We start from the raw sequence: 22,887 nt of genomic DNA on the forward strand, positions 1-22,887 counted from the left end.
AGATATGTTTTTGGCTTTAATTACTCTGCCATTACTTTTTCCCACTTATACTGGCAATAGCCGCATTTACCCTCATTCCATTGGTCTTCAAGCCGAAGTCCTTCACCGCATATTTCACAGCTTGTATGTTCCATTTCGAACTCGCATGCTACGCATTTGCCCTCAGTATAGATAAATGTTTCTTTGTCACAGCTCAAACAAGTATCGTACGGCGAATGGTCGCCATCCATCACACTTTGAATTGCCTCACCACCAAGAGAGTCATCAATACACTGCTCGATTACTTCATCAAAGGTGAAATCTTCGTTACACGACCGACATCTTAAAGGAATTGAAGTATAGTATTCATCACTATCAGGGGCTTCAATAAGTGATGAATGGCAATTAGTACATCGCATATATTTTATTGAATCAGTTACAGTTGAATATACCCAGTCAACCTTCTCGAGACTAATTTGACATGATTTTTCTTCGGCCATATAGATTTCAGTAACACTTAGCAACACTGACCAAGCATTGTTTCCCAAAACTTCTTGAGGATCTAATTTGAGCTGTTCTGTCAGAAAATCACGAATAAGCAAAAATGATTTTGCGATAATCTCTCTGACAGTATCTGGAGATTCAGACGTATAGTAGTGTTCAAGGTCATTTCTTAGTCTGTTGATGTTGTCGAACCTTGACCAGTCTACTCCTATATTTAAGCTTTTGAACCTGTCTTTGATCGACTGTACGTCAACTGTCTTGTGTCCCTTTCCTTCAAATTGAATAGTGCCATCTTCAGTTCGCACAGGACGTATATTTTGTTTTATTAGCAGTTCTTTATTGTCTTTTGGTGAGAGTTGACAAAGTTTTTCTTTATACAATAACAAGATGCCAGCTGATATGTTTCTTACTGCTGAAATATTGCGTCTATCGTCGTTCGCTTGATGATCTTCAATGCCAATTTGTATCGAATCAATTGCGTTTTTTATGATTGTCATAGTAAGGCTCTTATACAGTTTTTTTTGAACACAAAAATCACTCAACTTTTCGGTCTTTACCCGATGAAGCACGTCGTTTACGTTCAACTTGAACATAAACAGTATCGGTGGTAGCACTGCTTGAATGTCCTAAGTCTTCTGATAAATCTTTTAACGGTCGGTCTCTTTCTATTTCCATACTCGCACCCGTATGCCTCAGATAGTGTGTCGTGGCTTCATTCAACTTCTGCGCGGTATCAAGACCGAGTTCAGACTTCATCTTAGTAAATGCTGCGTCAAATACCTGCTGAATGAGTCTGGATATTTGCCTACTGGTTAAGCCCCCTCGACCGCGTATTTTTTCAACCAAGATAGTTTGCTCGCCTTTGGATGGTAAAGATGAAAGGCCTCGCCATTCCCGGTAACGCTTGAGAAAAGGCAGATACCCTGAAGGCACAGTTATATCGCGAATTTTCTTGCCTTTGCCATAAGCCTTGAACCACCAATTATTGTCTTCATCTGTCCAAAAGTGACTCATCATGGGCGTCCAATCCCGACGTTCAGACAGCTCAGATAGCCTTAAAAACAGCGTTTTCATTGTGGCCACAATAAACAAATTGCGTTCTAGTAATGGGTCGTTATCAGCCATCTCCACTGCGGTATCTAACAAGTACTGCCATTGATGCTCGGTTAAACGGCTTATTGTTTTGACCTGGCTGTCTTTTATCAAGTGTTTACAGTCACGTTTTGCTAAAGGTATGGGATTACCAAAACAGATTTCCTCGTCTATTAAATGCCGGAAAAAAGAGTTCAATGCCACAAAAGTAGATTCGAGGGTTTGCAATGATGGCTGGTACTTTTTTGGATCGAGTACTCTGTCCTTGTCGTATTTCGGTGGCGTTTGCCTGAACGGCGTCCACTTAAGGTTTGAAGCAAAGTAACCGTTATTCAGGCTAAATCGGTCATGGAGCTGAGTGCTTATCCATTTAACCGGCGGCGCTACACAAAAATCAATATATCGCAAAATATCTGCTTTGCGTAATTCGTCGACTGGCTGCTTATCCACCATGAAGACCCACAGTAGAAACTTCTCAATATCATTCCGAAAACGCACATACGTGTGTTGTGACTTGTTGCGCCCGATATACAAAAGGTAATCTTTAGCCCAGTCCCAGTGCTGTCTCATCCATGTTGGTTGCTCATCTAAGAATGAACTTAGCTGTGGATAGTCAGACAGACTCAGCTCTGCCAGCTCAGTATACGTGGGAAACAACGGTGCGGGTTTAGTGATGGCCAAGTGAGTTTTTATTGTAGGTTAAGGTGGGAACATTATAACTTACTCTTATACACTATGTCTAATACTAAAGGGTATTAGACATAGTGGGGGTTACATGTAGAAACTGTAACTGACCTGAGGTTTCTCTCCTAAATCAACATACTTCATTATTTCTCCCACTTTCTTTGCGCACTCTAGAGTAATTGGTAAACGTCCGTCCAATTGCGTGTTGTTCCAGTTCATCTTAGTTAAACCAAGAATTTCCTCAGCAAGCTCTTCAAGCGAAGAATCATTTTCAAACACATCAATTTTTAACGGATTGGGAATATATGCCCCCGGATATGTCTGATAAAAATCTATGGTGCCTCTTGTGTATAGAATACCTTCATTTTCATTGATTGAGAGTAACGTGCCTCTTACCGGTGGATAGTTTGAATCGCTGAACAAACGCATGTCAGTATTTGTTATCGAAACAAAGTCCTTTGTACTGATGCTCTTTTCCTCAAGTACACGATTAAATCCTCTAATCTCAGTATCTCTAAACTTTGACGTCTTATGGATCACAATCCTTGCAGGCATGTGCATTAGTGCTCTACCATATTCTGACAATGCCGAGCTCAAAAAATCATAGGCTTGTTGCTCAGACATATATGGTCGTTTATCATTTTTGTCTATGACAACGGGCGTTCCACGGAGGATGACACCGTGTCCGAATTCATCGAACACCTGAGCAAGGCTTGTTGAGATCGTTTCACCATCTCTGCTTCGATAAAACCCTATTCCAACATAACAACTTTTGGGTTTAAATCGCTCTTCTTTTAACCGCCAGGGAACTGTTTTGTTACCCTTGTAATAGAGAGCTGTGGCAAAATTCCAAGCTCGTGTCGCATCATCCTGATTGCCTCTGTTAGCTTTCCCCGTTAACAATGTGCTCTCAACAACTAACTGCAGTGGCACGCCGAGATGCATACACTTTGCTTTTAGGAGCCTTCTGAAATCATGCTCCAGATAGAGTTCAACTTTTCCAGTGTCCTCTGTTGACTGCTTTTCTCTTTTTGTCAGAGAGATAAACATTTCATCAGGAATTACACAGATGATTACATCAATTGAACGATTTTCCGCAAGGAATTGTATCTGCTCATAAAATAAGTTCACGGCATCGACAACTCGCTCCTCTCGCGTTTTGTTTTTACCAACTTTGACAATTGATGATTTTTGAATAGTGCGTGTGTAGCCCGGAGACGAAAGTAGTTGGGTATGAAACCCATAATCCAATGACACCCCTCCAAAGCCTTTAAATAGATTTGAAAGATGGCTTTCTTTGGCTAAAATGCCAGTTCGACATAAATCCAGCCAGACATCTAGCTTGTCAACACCTTCCCCTCTTCCTACAATCCCTAATCTAAGTTCTGAGCGCCGCAATTCATCTTTTGTGTCATATACGCCCATACGTTCAATTCCATTCCTTGGACATATATGAGTACCTTTCCCAAATTCAAGAAGTGGCTCTTGGATGATTGTAATTTTCATAGTTTTATACTTCCGCCTCTTCTTCAGCATTATCAGCAGATGACAGAGGATTTTCTTCGGGTGCGAGTTGTATAAGCTGTTCAAATTTGATGCTTTCGCCCGATTGGGCATCCATTTGAGCAAGAAAATACGATACAAACCGCGTAAGATTTCTTACGGCTTGGTTATTTTCTAATCCTTTTTGTTTCGATACCAACTTATCATGAAACATGGAACGACGGCGTGTATTGTACGTGTATAGCCAACTTGGGACGATCATAGCGTGAAACTGATCTTGTATTTTTACGAATGTTAATTGGAAACTCAGGTGCTTAAAGTGAGCTGCTTTGCCGGGTTCCTTTTTGCTCTCTACGCGCTCGAAAACGGTTCGTTGAGCTGCTTTTAAGCCTATCCACTTTTCTTTTCTACTAATCTGTTCTTTATCTTCAGGTTGAAAGTAATATTGTTTTTCGAACATATCAAAACCAATGCAATAGTCTTTCACTTGTTCGCGAACCTGACCTTGCAATAGTGATTTAAATACATTCTCATACTCAACGTATTCAGAATCATGAAGCTCGTTAGAATCTAATTCTTCGATGCTTCCTTTATCTACTATCGACATTAAAGCCGTATGATCATCAAAGTTTGAGAATGTAAACAGTTTCCCATCATGAAATGTCCATGCAGAAAACTGGGAGCCTTCTAGAGCTAACGCTAACCGCACACATAAAAACATGTCTGATGAGCGCCTACCCTTATATCCTAACTCAGCTCTGGCTCTTTCAAACACATCTTTTTTAACGACCGTCAATTGTGCTACGTACACCGTATTAGGAAAAGAAATTGGAGCCAAATTAGTTGTATATGCTCTTGGCAACTCAGTGGTTGATTCTCGGAGTGCGAGGTAGCCGTCTATCTCACCAAGGATAAGCTTAAACTCATGCAAAATACGCTTTTGAGCAGTGACCCTCAAATTAGATGCTTTTGCTAGAATGTCGCCAGGATCTATTACATGAGTGTTGGTATTGAAAGTGAATACATCCCCTGTAATTTTATCGATAGACAATTGTGAGTAACTTTTCTGCTTTTTAACGAGCATTAAAACGTAAAGCTCATCAAAATTTGATTGGTAGTTTTTTTCAATAAACACAATCAATGTCTTTTTGATTTTTTCCAGATCTGTCGTTGCCGTTACTTGAAAAGCCACTCGGTCAAATTCATCACCTAAATCAATGCCCGGGAAATTTTTTTGCTTTGCATTTAAGTTATGTAGCTTTGGTAGATGAAATAGCTCTTTCAGTATAGGGATCAAAGCATCTTCCAATGCAAGGTTGATATCGAGTTTCCCCTGCTTCGTTGCAAGCTCTACTTGGGTAACCAGTCTAGATACAACTTGGCGAAGCTCGTTTTCTACGGTTAACACTTCCATCGATAGCTATGTCCTTTTTATACTGAAATTATATACAGTTTATATGTTAACGCTTGTCATTTAATCAATAACAATTTAAATCATCTTTTCCATAAACATTTCAAGTCATAATACTCATTGAAAGTGCTCTAAATTTGCTGAAGTTATGACAGCCGTCATAGATGGATTTTTTAAAGTTACGACCCCAAATAGGCGATAGCAATAGCCAGCTATCACCCTAAAAAATGTAGAGTTCGAAAGTCCTTAGTATTTAAGCGTCAACACTAAAATCGCAAAAGCTTTGGTATGTATCGGTTGGTCTTGGACTGATATTTTAGAAAATCATCGCCATGCACGTTCTTCAAATAAGGCTCTTCAATTTTTCGTAAGCGTCCGGCCATCCCACCTAGTTTTCAAAATTTAGCACCGCCAGAATCTTGATTTTAACTTCAAGGGGATGGCTATATGCATAGAAGAACAATCGAACAATGGCAGACACTGTTCAAACAACATGATGAAAGTGGCGTAACCGCTTCGCAATTCTGTCGAGAACAAGGTTTGTGCCCGAGATATTTTTCAAAGCGCAAACGAGATTTAGGCTGGCGCAACACACGTTCCACTGGCCCCAAGTTAGTCAAGTTGACCAAGCCCGAACCGACGCCTTTCACACCATCGGTAAGATTACAGTTCGGTCAAGTCAGCGTGCGGTGTCACCGCAGTGGCTAGTACACGTTATCAAGGCGCTTGCATCGTGAAGGTATTCGTCGAGCCAGATGATATCTATCTGCATGTGCTGCCTGTGGACTTCCGCAAGTCGATTAATGGTCTGCTGGCTATTGTTGAATCGGAACTTGAACTCAGTGCCTTCACAGGCGCTTTGTTTTTATTCAGCAATAAACAGCGCGATAAGCTCAAAGTGTTGCACTGGGATAAAACGGGCTTTGCCTTGTGGTACAAACGCCTTGAAAAGCACAAGTTCAAGTGGCCCAAAGAGAATGAGTTAAGCCATATGCGTTTAAACGAACAGCAACTTCACTGGCTGTTATCGGGCTTTGATATCATCGGCCATCAGCCCTTACACTACACCGCGTCGGGCTTATAACCGCAGATCATAAACAGCGCTTATCGATCACGAATTGGTCTAAATAAAGTAAGATAATCAGTGCCTCAATGCGCGATAATCACGCTATGGATATTGATATCGAATCGCTCCCAGATGACCCCAAGCAGCTAAAGAAATTGCTTGGCGAGATTGTGCAAAAATACCAGTTCTTAGAAGAGCAGTTCCGCATTGCGCAACATAAGCAGTTTGGCAAGTCGACGGAAGGCCATCCCGGGCAAGGCGAGTTATTTAATGAAGCCGAAGAACTGACTGTTGAGCTTGATGCGCCTTCGCCTGAGAAGGAAGCCATCAGCTATACCCGCACCAAACCGAAGCGTAAGCCGCTCCCTAAACACTTACCCCGTGAAGTGATTGTGCATGATATCAGTGAGGAAGAAAAAGTCTGTGGTGGTTGTCAGGGCAAGCTACATCAAATTGGCGAAGACAAAAGTGAGAAGCTGGCGTTTATCCCGGCCAAGGTCAAAGTGATTGAGCATGTCCGACCTAAGTATGGATGCCGGACCTGCGAGAAAGAAGGCACTAGCAATCACATCAAACAAGCACCTGTGCCGCACAGCGTTATCCCCAAAGGCTATGCGACATCCAGCCTACTTAGCCAGATAATCACCAGCAAATATCAGTACGGCTTACCGCTATATCGCCAAGAAGCCATGTTCAAACAGCACGGTATCGCGATAAGCCGCAAAACGATGGCGGACTGGATAATTCGCTGCGCCGAGTTGTTTAAGCCACTTTATGACAGGCTGCATGTGCTGCTATTACAGCAGCCCGTCATCCAAGCAGACGAGACTACACTCAACGTTATCAGTGAAGACAAAGCGACCAGCTATATGTGGGTCTATGCCACAGGCGCAGACTCGCCAAGTACTAACATCAAAAGCAGTGCCATTCCCAACATCGTGCTGTTTGATTACCACAACAGTCGGGCTGGGCAATGCGCCGTGGATTTTTTACAAGGGTATAAGAGTTTTATGCAGGTTGACGGTTATAAGGCGTACGAGCAAACTCAGGCGATACTCGTCGGCTGTATGGCCCATGCCAGGCGTAAGTTTATCGAGGCCAAAAAAGCCCAAGGAAAGAAACCCAGTGGCAAAGCCGATTGGGCGCTCAACCTTATTCAAAAGCTGTATCGCATTGAAACGCAAATCAAAGATAAATCGATGGATGAGCGCTACCGCATTCGCCAAGAAAAAAGTGTGCCGCTGCTCAAACAATTTGAAGTCTGGCTGATTAAATCTCAGCAGCAGGTTCTACCCAAGACCAAGCTAGGTGAAGCGATTGAATATTGCCTCAACCAGTGGGCAAAACTGCAACGCTATACGCTTGATGGGCAGCTGAGCATAGACAATAACCGCTCAGAAAGAGCCATTAAAAACCCTTCGTCGTCGGCAGAAAAGCCTGGTTGTTCAGTCAAACGGCCAACGGTGCCAATGCCAGTGCTGTTCTCTACAGCATCATTGAAACCGCGAAAGCCAATGACCTCAACGTCTTCGATTACATCATGCACAGCCTCGATACCTTGAGTCACAAAAACCCACAGATCGATCAACTGCTACCTTGGCAATTTGCTAAAAGCTAGGTGGGATGACCGGACGCTTACAATTTTTCGAACAATCACTTCAATGCAAATCCAACATACAAAAGCACATGCCCAAAGCAGTATATGAGGGAACGTTATACATACCCCTACCCAAAATAGACAAATGCCGAAGTAAATGGGGTTGCGAGACCTTGCGTAAATCCCGTGAGTAATAAGTGCTGTGGTTTCTTTCTGGTCAACCCGAATACGCCATGAATCTCCCATTTGAATTTGAGACAACAAGGTTACAGCAATTCCGCAAGCGCCAATCAACGAGCCGAGAAGTTGAAATGGAGTTGAAGGAACAAATATGAGGGGCACGCGTCCTAATTAACCAAAAAGAATTAGACCAAATCCTAGGCAAAATGTAACCACGAATATAGCCCCCGGCAAAATTTCTACTAACGGGGCGTTTCTAGATGCTGCTCTGATACCAAAATCACCATTTCTCTTGTATTGTACAAAGCTCCTACCGAGGACGGCTAGCAATAAAAAACTACTGATTAAAATAAGCGAAACCATATCAATCCTTATCGTATATGACGTTAAGAATATGATTGCAAAGTCTATACTTAATATAGAGTCAATGGGTGCCTAAAAATCGTTCAGGTAAAACTTGGGCATTTATGAATAAATGCCCAAGAACACTACTGTTCTCCTCTACTGTGCACGAGTCGATAGAGTACAGGCAGCACTACCAGTGTAAGCAAGGTTGACGATATTATCCCACCGATGACCACTGTTGCCAAAGGCCGTTGCACCTCTGCGCCAGTACCCACGTTGAGCGCCATGGGCACGAACCCAAGGCTTGCTACCAATGCGGTCATCAAAACAGGTCGCAATCGCGTGATGGCCCCTTCAACAATAGACGTGATGAGGTCCCCTGTTTCTTTAAATTGTTGCTTTATAAAAGACAACATCACAAGACCATTTAGTACCGCAATACCAGAGAGCGCGATAAACCCCACGCCTGCTGATATCGACAATGGCATGTCCCTCAGCCACAGTGAGAACACGCCGCCCGTCAATGCAAGTGGGACACCGGTGAATATAATAAACGCATCTCGCAGCGAGCCAAACACCACTACCAACAGCACCAAGATGACGAACAAGGTGGCAGGCACCACAAGCGATAAACGCTGACTCGCGCTTTCCAACTGTTCAAAGGTGCCGCCATAGTCGAGCCAGTAGCCTGCTGGCAAATCTACTTGTTCAGCTATTTGGGTTTTAGCTTCATCAACAAAGCTGCCCAAATCGCGGTTTCTCACATTGGCGGTGACAACCACTCGTCGCTTACCATTTTCTCGGCTAATTTGATTAGGGACGGTCGAATAAGCTAATTCAGCCACCTCCGACAAAGGCACAAAACCGCCATCGGGTGTCGTAATAGGAATATTCCCAATTGCCTCTAAATTACTTCGCGTTTGTTCATCAAAGCGCACCAGTAGTTCAAAACGGCGGTCCCCCTCAAATATTAGTCCTGCACTATTGCCCCCTACTGCTGATGCTAGCCACGTCTGCAAGTCCGTCACATCTAAGCCATATCGCGCCAGTGCAATGGGCTTGGGATTAATAGTGAATAATGGGATATCGTCGACTTGTTCAAGTCGGGCATCTGCTGCGCCATCAATGGTTTGCAATACTCGAAGGATGTCGTTAGCTGAGGCGACTAAGGTATCTAAATCGTCTCCAAATACTTTAATGCCTAAATCTGAGCGGACACCGCTTATCAATTCGTTAAAACGCATCTGAATAGGTTGAGTGAACTCATAGTTATTTCCTGCCACCTCCTGTAAGTCTTGCTCTAACATTTCAACAAACTCAGCTTTAGAGAGACTGGGGTTAGGCCATTCATCACGTGGATGTAACATCACAAAGGTGTCGGTCACATTAGGCGGCATAGCATCGGTCGCTACCTCCGCTGTGCCGGTTTTGGCAAACACGGTTTTCACTTGCGGATAGCTCATGATTTTATCTTCAAGTGTTTTTTGCATCGACACGGCTTGTTCAATCCCCGTGCCGGGGATGCGCATAGCATGAAGTGCAATATCACCTTCATCAAGCTGCGGAATAAACTCCGTACCCAGTCGCGTGGCCATTACAATGCTGACCACCACAAGTGATGCCGCGCCCGCCAAGACAAACCATCTGAATTTAAGTGCGCCGCGTAAGATAGGTCGATACGCCGACTTGCCCGCCACAATGAGGGGGCTTTCTTTTTCACTGACTTTGCCTGTCATAAACATGGCAACCGCTGCAGGCACAATAGTGATTGAGAATACCATCGCTGCTAGCAGTGCCATAATGACAGTCGCGGCCATGGGATGGAACATCTTGCCTTCGACGCCTGTTAATGAAAATAGCGGAATGTACACGACCGTGATGATGAGCACACCAAACAAACTAGGCCGTATCACCTCATTCGTGGCTTGAAAGACCAACTCTAGGCGCTCTTTTAATGTCAACACGCCACCTGTGCGCTTTTGAGCTTCTGATAATCGCCTGATACAGTTTTCCACAATAATCACAGCACCATCAACAATCAGGCCAAAATCCAGTGCACCTAAGCTCATCAAGTTAGCCGATACACCATAATTGACCATGCCCGTGATGGTCGCGAGCATTGCAAGCGGTATAACGGCGGCAGTAATAAGCGCGGCACGAATATTACCCAGCAATACAAAGAGCACCACAATGACCAGTAATGCACCTTCTACGAGGTTTTTTTGCACTGTATCAATCGCTTTATCAACAAGCTTTGTTCGGTCATAGACCGGGTCAATCACAATCCCACTGGGCAGACTTACTTGTATGTCATCTACCTTGTCAGCAACTGCTTGTGCCACAGCGCGGGAATTACCGCCCACAATCATCATCGCGGTGCCAAGCACGGTTTCTACACCTTCTTGCGTAGCTGCACCGGTTCGAAGTTCTTTGCCAATTGCCACGCTGCCAATGTCTTTCACCGTAACAGGAATCGAATTAACGCGTTTGACCACAACGTTTTCAATATCGCTAACGGTTTGTAACTGCCCTTGCGAACGAACGAGTATTTGCTGGCCGTTGCGCTCAACAAAGCCTGCCCCTTGATTGGCATTGTTGCGGGCTAAGGCTTCATGAACATCAGCAAGACTTACCCCAAAGTTCAGCATTTTGACTGGCTCAGGATTGACGTGATATTGCTTCACATATCCCCCGATAGCATTGACCTCAGTAACGCCTTTTACCAATGAGAGCTGCGGTTTTACAATCCAGTCGTGGATTTCTCGCAGAGCCATGGCATCATAAGTCTCACCGTTTTTTTGCCGAGCGTTTTGTTCGGCGCGAAGGGTGTACATGAATATCTCGCCAAGACCAGTAGCAATCGGTCCCATTTCTGGCTCTAAACCTTGCGGCAGTTGGCTTTTTATCGCACCTAATTTGGTGTTGATAAGGTTGCGCGCGAAGTACAGGTCGGTGCCTTCATCAAACACCACCGTGACTTGCGATAAACCATAGCGTGATAACGAGCGGGTGTAAGATAGATTAGGTAAGCCTGCTAGCGCAGTTTCCACCACAAAGGTAATGCGCTGCTCAGTCTCAAGCGGTGAATAACCTGTTGCTTGGGTATTGATTTGCACTTGCACATTGGTTATATCAGGTACTGCGTCAATGGGCAGTTTGTTATAACTGAAAAAGCCCAACCCCATCACCAAAAAGGTCAGCATCAGCACCAAGCCTTTGCGCTCTATGGAGGTCCTTAATATGGATTCAATCATACAAGTGCTCCTCGATCGCGATGGCTATCACTATCAGCAAGGTGAGCGCCTATGCGTTGGATCAGAAGGTTCAGATGATTAATGATCATGTCCGGCCTCCGATTTTTCCAAGTCGGCTTTAAACAGAAAACTGTTGTTCACAACCACTACATCCGATACTGCAACGCCGCTGAGCACTTCTATATTATCAGCGTCTTGTTTGCCTAGACTGACAGGCTCAGGGTGGTATTCATCCCCCTTTTTAACAAAGACCACGGTGTTTCCTTCGTATTCTTGTATCGCTGCCTTTGGCAACATCATAGCGACATCAAGCGTATCAATCGTGATATTACCTAACACAGCGGCACCAACCGGCCAATGTCCGGACGTATTGTCAATGTTGGCGTAAGCAAGCACATAAGGTTGCTCATCGGGTGAGGGCAAAATATGACTGATAACGGTATCAAATGTTGAATCGGCCAGTGTGAGTTGCACAGCCTGTTGCTCTGCGACTGCACGGAGTTGATTGGGAAACACTTTAAGCTGCGCCCAAACGCCGTCGTAATTCGCTAAAGAGAAGAGCACTTGTCCATTAGACAATTCACCTTCGTTCGCATGTCTGGCAATGACGGTGCCAGCAAAGGGGGCGGTAAGTGAATAGCTTTTCAGGCTTTCATTGGATTCAACGACAGCCAGTGCCGCACCTTTTTTTACCTTGTCGCCTAAATTGGCATTGACGCGTGTGACCACGCCATCAAATCTGGCGCGAATATGACTGAGCGAGGCAGGATCGGTCACAACATTACCATACACTGTCTTGGTAATGTTAAGGGTGCCTGCACTTACCGCTTGCGTCGTTACACCCACTTGTGCTGCCATTTCTTGGGTCATGGTTACAAACTCATTGCGATGCTCATCTTTTTTCTCATCGCCATGGTCGCCCTCGCCACTGATGGCAGCAAAAGAAATGAGTAATGCGCTTGCCAATAAGGCAACTCTGCATGAGGATAAAATAGTGATGGTTAGTGTTGAACGTTTCATTTTGATGCTCGCTGAAAATTACGGACGGATGATGTGGGTAAAGCAGACTGCGCCGATGTTGCCGAAATGCTAGATAACGGCGTTGCCGTTAACGATTCAATATCAGCGGATCGCTGATGGGCTTGTCTTGCTGAGTGAATAAGGGCTTGTTTTGCATTAAGCAGATCGTGACGCGTACTCACCCACTCAAGGTAGCTAAAGCGACCATCAAGGTACGCCTGCTCCACCAGTGTCAAGGCTTGCTCAAGTGGAGGAATAATTGCACCTTGTAAGGTTTGTACATTAAGCAGCGCATTATTCCTTGCCATTAGCGCCGTATTGAGTTGGTGAAAAAGCGCTAAGGCAGCGCCTTCTCTTTGTTGCTCCATTTGATCAAGCACGGCTTTTTGTTGCTCGTACTCACCCAAGTTTCGCTCGCTAGCGAACAAGGGCATGCTGACCCCTGCCACAAAGGCGGTTTCATCAATACCGTTCATACGCCGAATGCCCGCTGTCCAACTCAAATCAGCTTGATTAGCCGATCGAGCTAACCTGACTTGCGCCTCTTGGAGTCGATATTCCTGTGCAAACACATCAATGTTTGGACTATTGGCGACGTGCTCAAATAAAACCGAAAGAGAGGGCGATGGTGACAATGCAAACAAATTGCCTTCCACTTTAGTAAAGCGCGGTGATTGCTCGCCCCACATAATGGCGAGGCTTTTTATCATGGCCGCGTGGGTTTGTTTGGCCAAGAGTACATCAAGCCTTGCACGCGCCAGCTCCGCATCGGCGCGTTGTTGTTCAAACGCGGGGGATGCGCCTGCTTCAACACGTTTTGCAACCGATTGATAAGTGTATATCGCTAATGCTTGTGCCTCTTCATACGCTTCAATTAATGCTTGCTGCGACAATACATCCACATAGCGGCGGGTGACCTCAGCGAGGATATCCAAAGTGCGTATTTGCTTTTGCGCTTCAATCACTTGTGATTTGGCGCGAGTAAAGTCACTTCGCGCTTGCAATTTATCTCCAAACTCAATCACGGACGATAAGCTTAAGGTAAGCTCGGTGTCATTTATGGCAGAGACCTCGCCAGTACCCAAAAAGTTTTCAAGCTCAATACCGGCGTTCAATTCAGGTTTGAGTGCTGCTGTTTTTAACTCGCCTTCGAGCGCTTGCTGCTTAAAGGCAAATTCATGCAAATAAGGTGCATTTGCCAAGGTGCGCTTGATGGCACTTTCTAAGCTTATCGACCCTGTTTCGCTGTTACTTTGCAATTGCGCTTGGGCAGGCAAATAGGCAAAAACAGTCATACTACACACGCTCAAGACGCAGGTGCGCACCGAGCGTCTCAATGATAAAAATGTCATTGTTTACATCCTACTATTTCAAAAAATATTTCCCGCTATCGAGATAGCGAACCAAAATTTGAGATAACTAGGAGGTGTATTTGGGCGGCCTAAGCAAGCGCGAGACTGGGGCGTCAATAACTTTTGACAGGTAGAAAAAGGCGTGACCTTCGTTGACTAAAAATGGTTTGAGACTTGATGAATTCCCTACCCACTGGGTATGTGAGCCATGGCAATGTCCGCAGTGATGGCAATCTGCTGGATTGTGGAAATTATCGTCTAAAGCAGAAGCATTCTGCGACGGCTGAGCAGTGTCAGGCGCAATAAGTGTGTGAGGATGATGGCCGTCTTGCTCATCATGATTGTGTACTTCAGACAAATGCGTAACATCAAGCGTATGAAAGTCCAACAGACTGGCGACAGTCGTGAACGACTGACATAAAATCAGCATGATCGCTAAATAACTCGTCGCTTTTGTTTTAAACATCTATTACTGCGATTCCATGGTTTAGGTTGCGAAGCTTAACATAATGCACACGATTTATCTGTGCACGAACGTTTCTAATACTTCTAAAGCGCATCCGCCTCGTCTCTGCACGCCTCTTCAGCAAATTCAAATTCAATGGTCGTATGCACAAAATCATAGTTAGCGAGAGACGCCCTAAGTGCCTCTTTTAACTCACTCATGGTTTGCAATGAAATATTCTGCGTTAACTGGATATGTGCAGTCATCACATTGTGATCACCGTCGAGTGACCAAATGTGGAAATGATGCACACTGTCAACGTTATCACTTTGTAATAAAATATTGCGCACCTCTTCCAATTGCTTCTTATCGGGTGTGGCCTGCAAAAACAATAGTACGGTCTCTTTTAGATTACGGCCTACGTTAAATAAGATAAAGAGTGTAAAACCAATCGATAGTATCGGATCGAGTATCGCCCAAGGCTTAAACATCAGCACGATAGAGACGATGAGTACGGCTACCCAACCCAGTACATCTTCTAACAAATGCCAGTTGAGCACTTTTTCGTTAAGCGTGTTGCCACCGCTCAGTTTGTACGCCGCGAAACCGTTGACGGCAATACCAAAAATAGAGAGCAGCAACATACCGTCAGCTTGTGGCATTTCAGGGTTAGATAAACGCGGAATGGCTTCAAACAAAATCCATACCGAGCCGGTAATTAATACCAAACCATTGATTAATGCGCCTAGTAATGAAAAGCGCTTGTAACCATATGAAAAGGTGCTATTAGATTCTTTATCGCCTAATTTATTTAAACCCCACGACGTACCAATCGATAAACTATCGCCCAAGTCGTGCACTGCATCAGCCATGATGGCGGTACTGTTGGTTAACCAACCACCAATAAATTCAATGATGGTAAACATCACATTCAGGAAAAACGCCCAGCCTATGCGGGTTGAGGCATTATCGCCGTTCTTCGCGCCTGAATGGCTATGATTATGACTGTGCATGCTTAATCTTATCCAAAATCACTTGGTTACTTTGGCTGATAGGTAATGGCTTAAACGGGCTAATGTTAGCGCCGCCTGTATTGCCATTTGGAATAAAACCTATGGCGGTTTTTGTTGCAGCACCAATGAGTCGAAAGACCTGCCCTGCTACTTCTTTGAGGTCGCGACGTTTTATGCCATGTATGAGCATGTGATAATGCGCCAAGCAATGAAGCGTTGTGGAATGCTGTCCAATCACGTGAGCATCTTCTAAATGCCGAAACCCTTCGTGATAATTACCTTGTGCTACCGCCTGTGAATAGGCCTTGAGTTTTTCTTCTACGTAGGGCGTAGCCGCTTGATAAAAAGTCATAATCTTTTTCCTTATTACTTTTTTGGTACATTTATTGTATTAAGTTCTTGGTTGGCATCTTTAAGTATCGTCCAAGCACCTCGCAGCACAACGATTGACACAATCATACCAATGATTAGATCTGGCAAGCGACTATCAAGCCATAGCACTAATACACCTGCTGCAATCACGCCCATATTGGCAATCACGTCATTGGCAGAAAATATCCAACTGGCGCGCATATTTACATCACCGTCTTTGTGCTTACGAATGATCAATAAGCACATCACGTTTGCCACCAAGGCTACTGCTCCCATCCCCATCATAAGATAGGACACAGGCTCGCTTCCCATAATCGAGCGACGAATAATGTCGATGAGAATTATCACGCCAAGCATTAATTGAAAATATCCACTGACTTTGGCTGCGTTAGCTTTGTGAATAATGGATTTACCCACGGCATAAATCCCAATGGCATAAACAACGGCGTCTGCAAGCATATCCATCGAGTCAGCAATTAATGCTGTAGAATCAGCCAACAGCCCCACGCCTAACTCAATCACGAACATTGCCCCATTAATACCTAACAGCCAATACAATACTTTTTTTGTGAAGCATCTTTAATTTCAACCTCACATTCACAGTCACTCATGAAAAGACCCTATTTGCTACTTAGAATAATAAAGGATAAAGTCTATACCCTGTATAGAGTCAATGTGTGATGCGAATTTTTTATGAAGATTGGAGAATTATCAAAAAAAAGCGGCTGCTCAATTCAAACGATTCGTTTCTATGAGCGAGAGAAACTTATCTCGCCATGTGAGCGCACAGATAGTAACTATCGACTTTATGATTTGTCATCGTTGAGCCGGTTACGCTTCATTCGGCAGTGCCGTTCTCTTGATATGACTTTAGCTGAAATCACGCAATTGCTGGAAACTCAAGAAAAACCCGAAACGAGCTGCTCAGCTATTAACGCTATGATATTCAATCATATGGAAGATGTTAAACGGAAAATCGAGGAACTTAACGAGTTAAAAGAAACGCTTGCTCTGATGATGGAAGCATGTAACGACAATAACAAAGTGAAGGAGTGTGGCGTATTGCAACTACTCCAAAAATAAGTTTTAACTATCGTTAACAATTTTGATTTTGAGATGAAGCTTTTCTATAAACGTCGATAAATGTTACCCCTAGCTATCAACCAATTGCTCTAAGCCTAACTCTGCTTCAATTGTTTATCCAACCAAAGACGCTACCTTTTTAGGATTACATTTATGTAATTCAATCGTAATGTCGGTGTCATGTGCCCTTTGCTTGACTTCGGTAATCTACCCAATTAAGTCAAAATATCTTTGTCCATTTCATTGTGCAGGCTAACTTTAACTTTTGACCACTACAAGCGCGATTATGTTGTATCACTCGCTTCATCCAATCGGATCTTGTGGCACAAAACTTGTAAAACAATTAACGAGTTTGCAAATTTAGTTAGAAGCAAGCAGCTTTCGTGAAATGTTAAGAGTAAAAATTGCACTCACCAAGAATATTTTACGCAGTAGTAGAGAATGGAAATATAGGTTTAAGAACATTTATGAGTCGTGGCCCTTACATATTTATCGCTTTTGGCACTTTTGTTAAGTGCCTGCTAGTTATCGTATGCATGGTTTATGGCTCATTTGTAATCGCCTGTGAGAGTCAGAATGCTGACAGTAGTTCGTTACCATATTATATAATTCAGACCGAACAACTTGAATCAACTAATCAGGCTCATGAAAAACTACACGATCGTCAGGACTGTCTAGAAAAGTGCTGCTCTTCTCTGTGTAGTTGTTCTCATGCGAGCTGTTTCTCGATTTGGATGCTTGTTAACTATTACGACAATGAATATAAGTCCGTTAATGATAGTGTTTCATCATTCGATGAACACTTACTTCAACCACTCCCTATTCGGTTGCTGAGACCGCCAATAGCATAAACCTAACCCTAAATGTAATAACAAACCGTGTACACACATTCGGCATGTGGTGTCGTGAATGTGTCTCTATCTGTCAACTTTTAAGGAAAAGACCTATGTCTAATCAATTAAGCAAAAGTCGGCGCAAATTTGTTAAATCTGCCGCTTTGACGTTTGGCGGAGCAACACTGCTACGCCAGATTTCACCAGCGTGGGCTACGCCAGAAGGCCTCACTCGCTCCAGCCAAAACCTTACGCCGAGCTTTGGTGACAGCACTCTTAGCGGTGACACGATTGAAATGGCTATTGGCAAAGAAAGTAAGCTTATTGCTGGCTCTGCAGGACGACCCATCACCATCAATGGTTCTTCCCCCGGACCGCTTGTGCGTTTAAAGGAAGGTCAGCACGTCACTATAAACGTGACAAACAATTTAAGTGAGAGCACATCAATCCATTGGCATGGATTGATTCTCCCCTACACAATGGACGGCGTACCCGGCGTATCGTTCCCTGGTATTGCTGCTGGCAGTACCTTTACCTATGAGTTCGATATTGAGCAAAACGGTACCTACTGGTATCACAGTCACTCGGGTCTTCAAGAACAGCTTGGACATCTTGGACCGATGGTCATAGAGCCTAAAGATGGCGACATCGGTGCTGATAGAGAGCACACAATTATTCTCAGTGACTGGACCTTCGAGGATCCTCACGATGTATTCCGTCACCTGAAAGTTGCAGAGGGGTATTACAATTATCAGCAGCGGACAGTTGATGACACGATTAATGATATAAAGAATCAAGGGCTCGTTAATACGATCAAGGAACGAGCGATGTGGTCTCGAATGCGTATGAATCCAAGAGACATACTTGATGTAACAGGTGCGACCTATACATACCTAATGAACGGACGAGACCCACAAACAAACTGGACAGCGTTATACAAATCGGGAGAAAGCATCCGTTTAAGGCTTATTAACGGATCTGCAATGACGTATTTTGATTTTCAAATACCCGAGTTGGAGCTGACCGTTGTAGCGGTAGATGGTCAGCCCGTTAAGCCAGTCACGGTAGGTGAGATAAGGATCGCTGTAGCAGAAACTTATGATGTCATCGTAAAACCCAAAGGCACAAAAACTTACACCATTTTTGCACAAAGCATGGATAGAAGCGGCTACGCCAGAGGCACATTGGCAACGTCTGTCGGCAAAGAAACGACGGTTCCTGCCCTTCGCCCTATGCCCGAATTAGGCATGGCGGCAATGGGTATGTCCGGCTCGCATGAAATGGCTGAAATGGGCTCTGCGAAAACCAACAATAACCATGGCAGCAAGGCTAATCATAGTTCCAGTGATGTGATGCCTGAAATGCAAAACAAATCAATTCCTGTGGACGAAATTTCAATCAAGCACTCCCCGGACGGTCACGGGCCCGGTGCGTCTATGATTGCCAAAAATCCAGTCAGTCGACTTGACGACCCAGGCATTGGTTTTGATGGTGTTTCACATAAGGTACTGGTTTATTCAGATCTTACAGGTGCAATACAGTGGCCAGATAACCGTGAACCGACACAAACCATCGAACTGCATTTGACTGGTAATATGGAAAGATACATGTGGTCTTTTGATGGTAAAAAGTACACTGAAGTGGATAAGCCTGTTCACTTCAAATATGGAGAGCGCGTAAGACTCATTCTTGTCAATGATTCGATGATGTATCACCCCATTCACCTTCACGGGATGTGGATGGAGCTCGAAAATGGTAACACCCCCTCCCCTCGTAAACACACAATCAGCCTCAAGCCGAGCGAAAAAGTGTCACTACTGATCAGTGCGGACGCACCAGGCAATTGGGCATTTCATTGTCATCTCCTGTATCACATGGACGCTGGTATGTTCCGTGTTGTTAACGTTTCTTAAAGGGTCTTTATAATGAATTTACGAATTATATTTGGATTTCTATTACTTACCGCAACATTTAGCAGTATCGCGCAAGAAACGCCCGAAAGTTGGCCTTCGCCCGTGAAGGACTCGCTCAATGGGATTGTACTTTTCGATAGGCTAGAGGTATCACGAAACAACCGTGATGAAAACATCGCTGTTTGGGACATGATTGCATGGTATGGCGGCGACACTTACCGTTTGTACTTTAAAAGTGAAGGTGAAAATCAACAGAATGATGGAGAGCCCACCGACATTGAAAGAGCAGAGCTATTAGCCAGCCGATTGATCGCACCTTTTTGGGAATTTCAAGTTGGCATTGGTACTCGGGGTGAACTCACAAGTGAGAGCAACATGGAAAACTATGCTGTTCTTAGCCTGTATGGCATGGCTCCCTACCAGTTTGAAGTGGATAGCTCGTTAATAATCAACGAAGACGGTGATATCAGTATTTCGATGGAAGCAGAATATGACTATCGTATTTCGCAAACGTCATACATACAACCACGCATATCTGTGTCTGCTTCACTCTCAGAGTCAGAGCGCTTCGATAGACCAACTGGGTTTAATGCCATTCGTGTTGGTCTACGCTATCGAATGGAGGTTTCTCGTGAATTTGCTCCTTATGTTGGTGCTTATTGGTCAAGAGCCTTAGGAAATTCGGCAGACAAGCTCCGGAGCACTGGAGATCCTGTTCATGAAACAGGCATTGTTCTTGGTGCTCGAGTGTGGTTCTGATGCCTGAACTGTCTCAACAACTTATGGCGCTTTTCCTCCAGCTTTTGATTGCATTAGTTGCTGTTATTGCATGTGCGATGAGTCACTACCGTATATTGCAGTTCTTGGGAAGGCGAATAGTGAACACCTTCACCGGAGCGTACGGTCTAATTGTGCTTTTTTGTGGAATTACCGTTTCTCAACTATTCGCAGCGCTATGGTTCACATTTGCTTTTCAAGCGTCCATAACGATGGACTTAGGCAACGTAAGTGGTGGCACACTAAATCCATTCATTGAGCTTTTCTACTATTCGCTTATTAACTTAACTACGCTGGGTCTTGGTCAAATTGAGGCTTCTGACCACTTAAGATTTCTTGCTGGCGTGGAGGCAATGACGGGCTTTTTGTTAGTGAGTTGTTCAGCGTCTGTGCTTATTCGATACATGAAACACTAACCTTAAATTAAAGGAATTATATATGTCTAAATATACAAAATTTTTCGCAATGATACTTACTTCGACGGCGTTCATGCTGGTCATGATGTACTTCAATTCGTATTCACTTGAACACGTGTTTTTTAGTGAAACTCGCCTATACATGGCTATCTACATGGGCGCAATGATGGCAGTTATCATGCTGCTATTTATGCTCAACATGTATGAAAGCAAAACTAAAAACGTAGCTATTTTAGCAGGTAGCGTTGCCGTCTTTTGCTTTGCTCTATTTTTGGTGCGATCGCAAGCTACCATCGAAGATAGCGCGTGGATGAAAGCGATGATACCCCACCATTCCATTGCAATATTAACCAGTGACCGCGCAAACATCGCCGATGCCCGTGTTCAGCAATTAGCAAAAGAGATTATCAGCGCACAAGAGCGAGAAATAAAAGAAATGGAATGGTTAATCGCAGATATTAAAGAAAACGGTATAGCGTCATCAGAAAGCGAAGCCTCAAGACGTCCTGTACCGGATTTTTCAGGCGAGTAAGTACGGGATTTCACAATCAAAAAATAGCTGGAGGATCAACATGAGTAAATCTGCAACACTGTATAGAATGCATACGAAAGAACACATTTGCCCCTATGGTTTACGTTCAAAAGACTTATTAGAGAGAAAAGGGTATGACGTCAAAGATCATAAGCTGAGCTCTCGTGAAGAAACAGATAAATTTAAAGATAAACATGGTGTTGAAACTACGCCTCAAACCTTTATTGACGACGAACGTGTTGGAGGTTATGACAACCTCAGAGAGTTTTTCAACATGGGCGAAGCCGGGCAGACTGGCATAACCTATACACCTGTTATCGCAATTTTCGCGACCGCATTTTTAATGGCATTGGCGATTGTTTTTGCTCAAACTGGTGATATTGAATCGCTGTTATCAGTTTCAGTAATCGAAATATTTGTCGCGCTAAGTATGTCCATTTTAGCTATCCAAAAATTACGGGATTTGTATGGCTTTACCAATTCTTTTATTACTTATGACCTGTTGGCAATGCGCAGTATTCGGTATGGATACACTTACCCATTTGCTGAAGCATTCGCAGGAATCGGTATGCTTGCGGGATTGTCTGGATTTGTTGTTGGCCCAGTGTCCTTATTTATTGGGACAATAGGTGCGATATCGGTATTTAAAGCCGTGTACGTGGATAAGCGTGAATTGAAATGTGCTTGCGTTGGTGGAGACAGTAATGTTCCCCTTGGGTTTGTTTCATTGACCGAAAATCTATTTATGATAGGCGCGGGATTTTGGATGCTATATCTGGCAATCGGCAGTTAAGTGTTATGTGTCGCTCCATCCATAATGGTTGGAGCGACAAGTTGTGAGTAATTGTGTCAATATTTTAACCAACATTTTTAACCTTATTAGTGCAATACCAGAGGACCCAACTACCTAAGTTTACATCAAGGGCACCGCAAAACATTGGCCACCACTGCGGTATATGGTTACCAACGCTTCCAATATGCATGGCAAAATCGTAAAGGCCATGACCTATTAAAAGGACACCAATTGCCAATGTATAGCGAGAATACCAATACAATGTAATGAGTGTGAAGAGCACAAAAACCATCCACTCATGCCATATAAATCGACTTTCTAACACTCCAAATAATGGATAATAACTCGCGATCACAATAGTGAGTGTTGGAAAAAAACTTCGGTCTTTATCGAATTTATTTAACTTCGCCAATCCAATGATTAAAACCGCTACCATAGCCCCTATTGAAGTACTCACTAACACGTTAATCACCAACGTGCGGGTAATAGGAAAATTGCCCCTTCCAGCGGCCAAAACTTGCCACGTTTTTACTCGTCTTTGCTTGTCGAAAACGCTTTTAAAGCTTCTTCCAGCGAATCTTCAAATTTTTCTTTATTGCGACAACCGTCATCATTCTGATTGGAAGGGTTGTCTGCTGGTTTAGCGGCTTGATTTGGCGAGTTTGTGACTTGAAGTAAATCATTGTTAAGCATCGTAGAAACCTTTTTGTTCGCGTTAATTAC

The 22,887-nt window shown here is 43.9% G+C and carries 21 protein-coding genes and 2 pseudogenes; 9 read left to right on the forward strand and 14 right to left on the reverse strand.

Annotation, left to right across the window (positions count from 1 at the left end; all coding sequences use genetic code 11):
- Positions 1–20 precede the first annotated feature (20 nt).
- The 4 genes from KIU71_RS16305 to KIU71_RS16320 form a co-directional block, all read right to left on the reverse strand.
- Complete coding sequence (locus KIU71_RS16305) at positions 21–980, reverse strand: hypothetical protein (protein WP_214132368.1); 960 nt, start codon at positions 978–980, stop codon at positions 21–23.
- A gap of 37 nt (positions 981–1,017) precedes the next feature.
- Positions 1,018–2,256, reverse strand: a complete 1,239-nt coding sequence (locus tag KIU71_RS16310; protein WP_214132369.1) for a tyrosine-type recombinase/integrase — start codon at positions 2,254–2,256, stop codon at positions 1,018–1,020.
- 90 nt (positions 2,257–2,346) lie between these two features.
- On the reverse strand, positions 2,347–3,765 hold the full coding sequence (locus tag KIU71_RS16315) for an argonaute/piwi family protein (protein ID WP_214132370.1): 1,419 nt from the start codon (positions 3,763–3,765) through the stop codon (positions 2,347–2,349).
- Between the two features lie 4 nt (positions 3,766–3,769).
- Complete coding sequence (locus KIU71_RS16320; RefSeq protein ID WP_214132371.1) at positions 3,770–5,176, reverse strand: SMEK domain-containing protein; 1,407 nt, start codon at positions 5,174–5,176, stop codon at positions 3,770–3,772.
- Between the two features lie 444 nt (positions 5,177–5,620).
- Here KIU71_RS16320 and tnpA point away from each other — a divergent pair, with 444 nt between their 5' ends.
- The 3 genes and pseudogenes from tnpA to tnpC all read left to right on the forward strand — a co-directional run bounded on the left by tnpA (position 5,621) and on the right by tnpC (position 7,857).
- The gene (gene tnpA / locus KIU71_RS16325) at positions 5,621–5,881 is read left to right on the forward strand and encodes an IS66 family insertion sequence element accessory protein TnpA (RefSeq protein WP_214132372.1); all 261 of its coding nucleotides are present in this window, start codon (positions 5,621–5,623) and stop codon (positions 5,879–5,881) included.
- Between the two features lie 25 nt (positions 5,882–5,906).
- Entirely contained in the window at positions 5,907–6,257 is a 351-nt protein-coding gene (gene tnpB, locus KIU71_RS16330; RefSeq protein ID WP_214132373.1) for an IS66 family insertion sequence element accessory protein TnpB, read from the forward strand.
- A gap of 86 nt (positions 6,258–6,343) precedes the next feature.
- A pseudogene (tnpC, locus tag KIU71_RS16335) lies at positions 6,344–7,857 on the forward strand (IS66 family transposase).
- Here tnpC and KIU71_RS17895 read toward each other — a convergent pair.
- The 8 genes and pseudogenes from KIU71_RS17895 to KIU71_RS16375 form a co-directional block, all read right to left on the reverse strand.
- On the reverse strand, positions 7,831–8,178 hold the full coding sequence (locus KIU71_RS17895) for a methyltransferase family protein (protein ID WP_315853311.1): 348 nt from the start codon (positions 8,176–8,178) through the stop codon (positions 7,831–7,833). The pseudogene tnpC and the gene KIU71_RS17895 overlap by 27 nt on opposite strands.
- Positions 8,179–8,504: 326 nt before the next feature.
- Positions 8,505–11,615 carry an efflux RND transporter permease subunit gene (locus tag KIU71_RS16345; protein WP_214132374.1) on the reverse strand — a complete coding sequence of 1,037 codons (3,111 nt, stop codon included), beginning with the start codon at positions 11,613–11,615 and terminating at the stop codon, positions 8,505–8,507.
- A 78-nt stretch (positions 11,616–11,693) separates the two neighbouring features.
- Positions 11,694–12,635, reverse strand: coding sequence for an efflux RND transporter periplasmic adaptor subunit (locus tag KIU71_RS16350; protein WP_214132375.1), 942 nt, complete (start codon positions 12,633–12,635; stop codon positions 11,694–11,696).
- Complete coding sequence (locus KIU71_RS16355) at positions 12,632–13,930, reverse strand: TolC family protein (RefSeq protein ID WP_250207589.1); 1,299 nt, start codon at positions 13,928–13,930, stop codon at positions 12,632–12,634. Before KIU71_RS16355 ends, KIU71_RS16350 begins: the two co-directional genes overlap by 4 nt.
- A gap of 124 nt (positions 13,931–14,054) precedes the next feature.
- Positions 14,055–14,453: a hypothetical protein gene (locus tag KIU71_RS16360; protein ID WP_214132380.1), complete on the reverse strand. Its 399-nt coding sequence runs from the start codon at positions 14,451–14,453 to the stop codon at positions 14,055–14,057.
- An 83-nt stretch (positions 14,454–14,536) separates the two neighbouring features.
- On the reverse strand, positions 14,537–15,445 hold the full coding sequence (locus KIU71_RS16365; RefSeq protein WP_214132382.1) for a cation diffusion facilitator family transporter: 909 nt from the start codon (positions 15,443–15,445) through the stop codon (positions 14,537–14,539).
- Positions 15,432–15,797, reverse strand: coding sequence for a DUF3703 domain-containing protein (locus tag KIU71_RS16370; protein ID WP_214132384.1), 366 nt, complete (start codon positions 15,795–15,797; stop codon positions 15,432–15,434). Before KIU71_RS16370 ends, KIU71_RS16365 begins: the two co-directional genes overlap by 14 nt.
- Positions 15,798–15,811: 14 nt before the next feature.
- Positions 15,812–16,428: pseudogene (locus KIU71_RS16375) on the reverse strand (cation transporter).
- Between the two features lie 82 nt (positions 16,429–16,510).
- Between KIU71_RS16375 and cadR the strand changes: the two are divergent.
- The 6 genes from cadR to KIU71_RS16405 all read left to right on the forward strand — a co-directional run bounded on the left by cadR (position 16,511) and on the right by KIU71_RS16405 (position 22,164).
- Positions 16,511–16,900 (forward strand): Cd(II)/Pb(II)-responsive transcriptional regulator, encoded by a 390-nt coding sequence (gene cadR, locus KIU71_RS16380; RefSeq protein WP_214132388.1) that lies wholly within the window; start codon positions 16,511–16,513, stop codon positions 16,898–16,900.
- A 946-nt stretch (positions 16,901–17,846) separates the two neighbouring features.
- Positions 17,847–19,646 carry a copper resistance system multicopper oxidase gene (locus KIU71_RS16385; RefSeq protein ID WP_214132389.1) on the forward strand — a complete coding sequence of 600 codons (1,800 nt, stop codon included), beginning with the start codon at positions 17,847–17,849 and terminating at the stop codon, positions 19,644–19,646.
- Between the two features lie 12 nt (positions 19,647–19,658).
- On the forward strand, positions 19,659–20,405 hold the full coding sequence (locus tag KIU71_RS16390) for a copper resistance protein B (RefSeq protein ID WP_214132390.1): 747 nt from the start codon (positions 19,659–19,661) through the stop codon (positions 20,403–20,405).
- A complete protein-coding gene (locus KIU71_RS16395; RefSeq protein ID WP_250207590.1) occupies positions 20,405–20,839 on the forward strand; it encodes an ion channel in 435 nt (144 codons plus the stop codon). The genes KIU71_RS16390 and KIU71_RS16395 overlap by 1 nt, the downstream gene beginning before the upstream one ends.
- Before the next feature lie 22 nt (positions 20,840–20,861).
- Positions 20,862–21,371 (forward strand): DUF305 domain-containing protein, encoded by a 510-nt coding sequence (locus tag KIU71_RS16400; RefSeq protein ID WP_214132395.1) that lies wholly within the window; start codon positions 20,862–20,864, stop codon positions 21,369–21,371.
- A 40-nt stretch (positions 21,372–21,411) separates the two neighbouring features.
- Positions 21,412–22,164 (forward strand): MauE/DoxX family redox-associated membrane protein, encoded by a 753-nt coding sequence (locus tag KIU71_RS16405; protein WP_214132397.1) that lies wholly within the window; start codon positions 21,412–21,414, stop codon positions 22,162–22,164.
- A 64-nt stretch (positions 22,165–22,228) separates the two neighbouring features.
- Here KIU71_RS16405 and KIU71_RS16410 read toward each other — a convergent pair whose 3' ends face one another.
- Positions 22,229–22,627 carry a hypothetical protein gene (locus KIU71_RS16410; RefSeq protein ID WP_315853312.1) on the reverse strand — a complete coding sequence of 133 codons (399 nt, stop codon included), beginning with the start codon at positions 22,625–22,627 and terminating at the stop codon, positions 22,229–22,231.
- 65 nt (positions 22,628–22,692) lie between these two features.
- Positions 22,693–22,857, reverse strand: coding sequence for a hypothetical protein (locus tag KIU71_RS16415; RefSeq protein WP_006991825.1), 165 nt, complete (start codon positions 22,855–22,857; stop codon positions 22,693–22,695).
- Between the last annotated feature and the right edge of the window lie 30 nt (positions 22,858–22,887).

The organism is Alteromonas oceanisediminis (assembly GCF_018474025.1).
GTDB lineage: Bacteria > Pseudomonadota > Gammaproteobacteria > Enterobacterales > Alteromonadaceae > Alteromonas_E > Alteromonas_E oceanisediminis.

Excerpts from the sequence above, each read along its gene's own strand:
- KIU71_RS16305 (WP_214132368.1), bottom strand. The coding sequence starts at position 980 with ATGACAATCATAAAAAACGCAATTGATTCGATACAAATTGGCATTGAA.
- KIU71_RS16315 (WP_214132370.1), bottom strand. The coding sequence starts at position 3,765 with ATGAAAATTACAATCATCCAAGAGCCACTTCTTGAATTTGGGAAAGGT.
- KIU71_RS16320 (WP_214132371.1), bottom strand. The coding sequence starts at position 5,176 with ATGGAAGTGTTAACCGTAGAAAACGAGCTTCGCCAAGTTGTATCTAGA.
- tnpA (WP_214132372.1), top strand. The coding sequence starts at position 5,621 with ATGCATAGAAGAACAATCGAACAATGGCAGACACTGTTCAAACAACAT.
- KIU71_RS16345 (WP_214132374.1), bottom strand. The coding sequence starts at position 11,615 with ATGATTGAATCCATATTAAGGACCTCCATAGAGCGCAAAGGCTTGGTG.
- KIU71_RS16350 (WP_214132375.1), bottom strand. The coding sequence starts at position 12,635 with ATGAAACGTTCAACACTAACCATCACTATTTTATCCTCATGCAGAGTT.
- KIU71_RS16355 (WP_250207589.1), bottom strand. The coding sequence starts at position 13,930 with ATGACTGTTTTTGCCTATTTGCCTGCCCAAGCGCAATTGCAAAGTAAC.
- KIU71_RS16360 (WP_214132380.1), bottom strand. The coding sequence starts at position 14,453 with ATGTTTAAAACAAAAGCGACGAGTTATTTAGCGATCATGCTGATTTTA.
- KIU71_RS16365 (WP_214132382.1), bottom strand. The coding sequence starts at position 15,445 with ATGCACAGTCATAATCATAGCCATTCAGGCGCGAAGAACGGCGATAAT.
- KIU71_RS16370 (WP_214132384.1), bottom strand. The coding sequence starts at position 15,797 with ATGACTTTTTATCAAGCGGCTACGCCCTACGTAGAAGAAAAACTCAAG.
- cadR (WP_214132388.1), top strand. The coding sequence starts at position 16,511 with ATGAAGATTGGAGAATTATCAAAAAAAAGCGGCTGCTCAATTCAAACG.
- KIU71_RS16385 (WP_214132389.1), top strand. The coding sequence starts at position 17,847 with ATGTCTAATCAATTAAGCAAAAGTCGGCGCAAATTTGTTAAATCTGCC.
- KIU71_RS16390 (WP_214132390.1), top strand. The coding sequence starts at position 19,659 with ATGAATTTACGAATTATATTTGGATTTCTATTACTTACCGCAACATTT.
- KIU71_RS16395 (WP_250207590.1), top strand. The coding sequence starts at position 20,405 with ATGCCTGAACTGTCTCAACAACTTATGGCGCTTTTCCTCCAGCTTTTG.
- KIU71_RS16400 (WP_214132395.1), top strand. The coding sequence starts at position 20,862 with ATGTCTAAATATACAAAATTTTTCGCAATGATACTTACTTCGACGGCG.
- KIU71_RS16405 (WP_214132397.1), top strand. The coding sequence starts at position 21,412 with ATGAGTAAATCTGCAACACTGTATAGAATGCATACGAAAGAACACATT.
- KIU71_RS16415 (WP_006991825.1), bottom strand. The coding sequence starts at position 22,857 with ATGCTTAACAATGATTTACTTCAAGTCACAAACTCGCCAAATCAAGCC.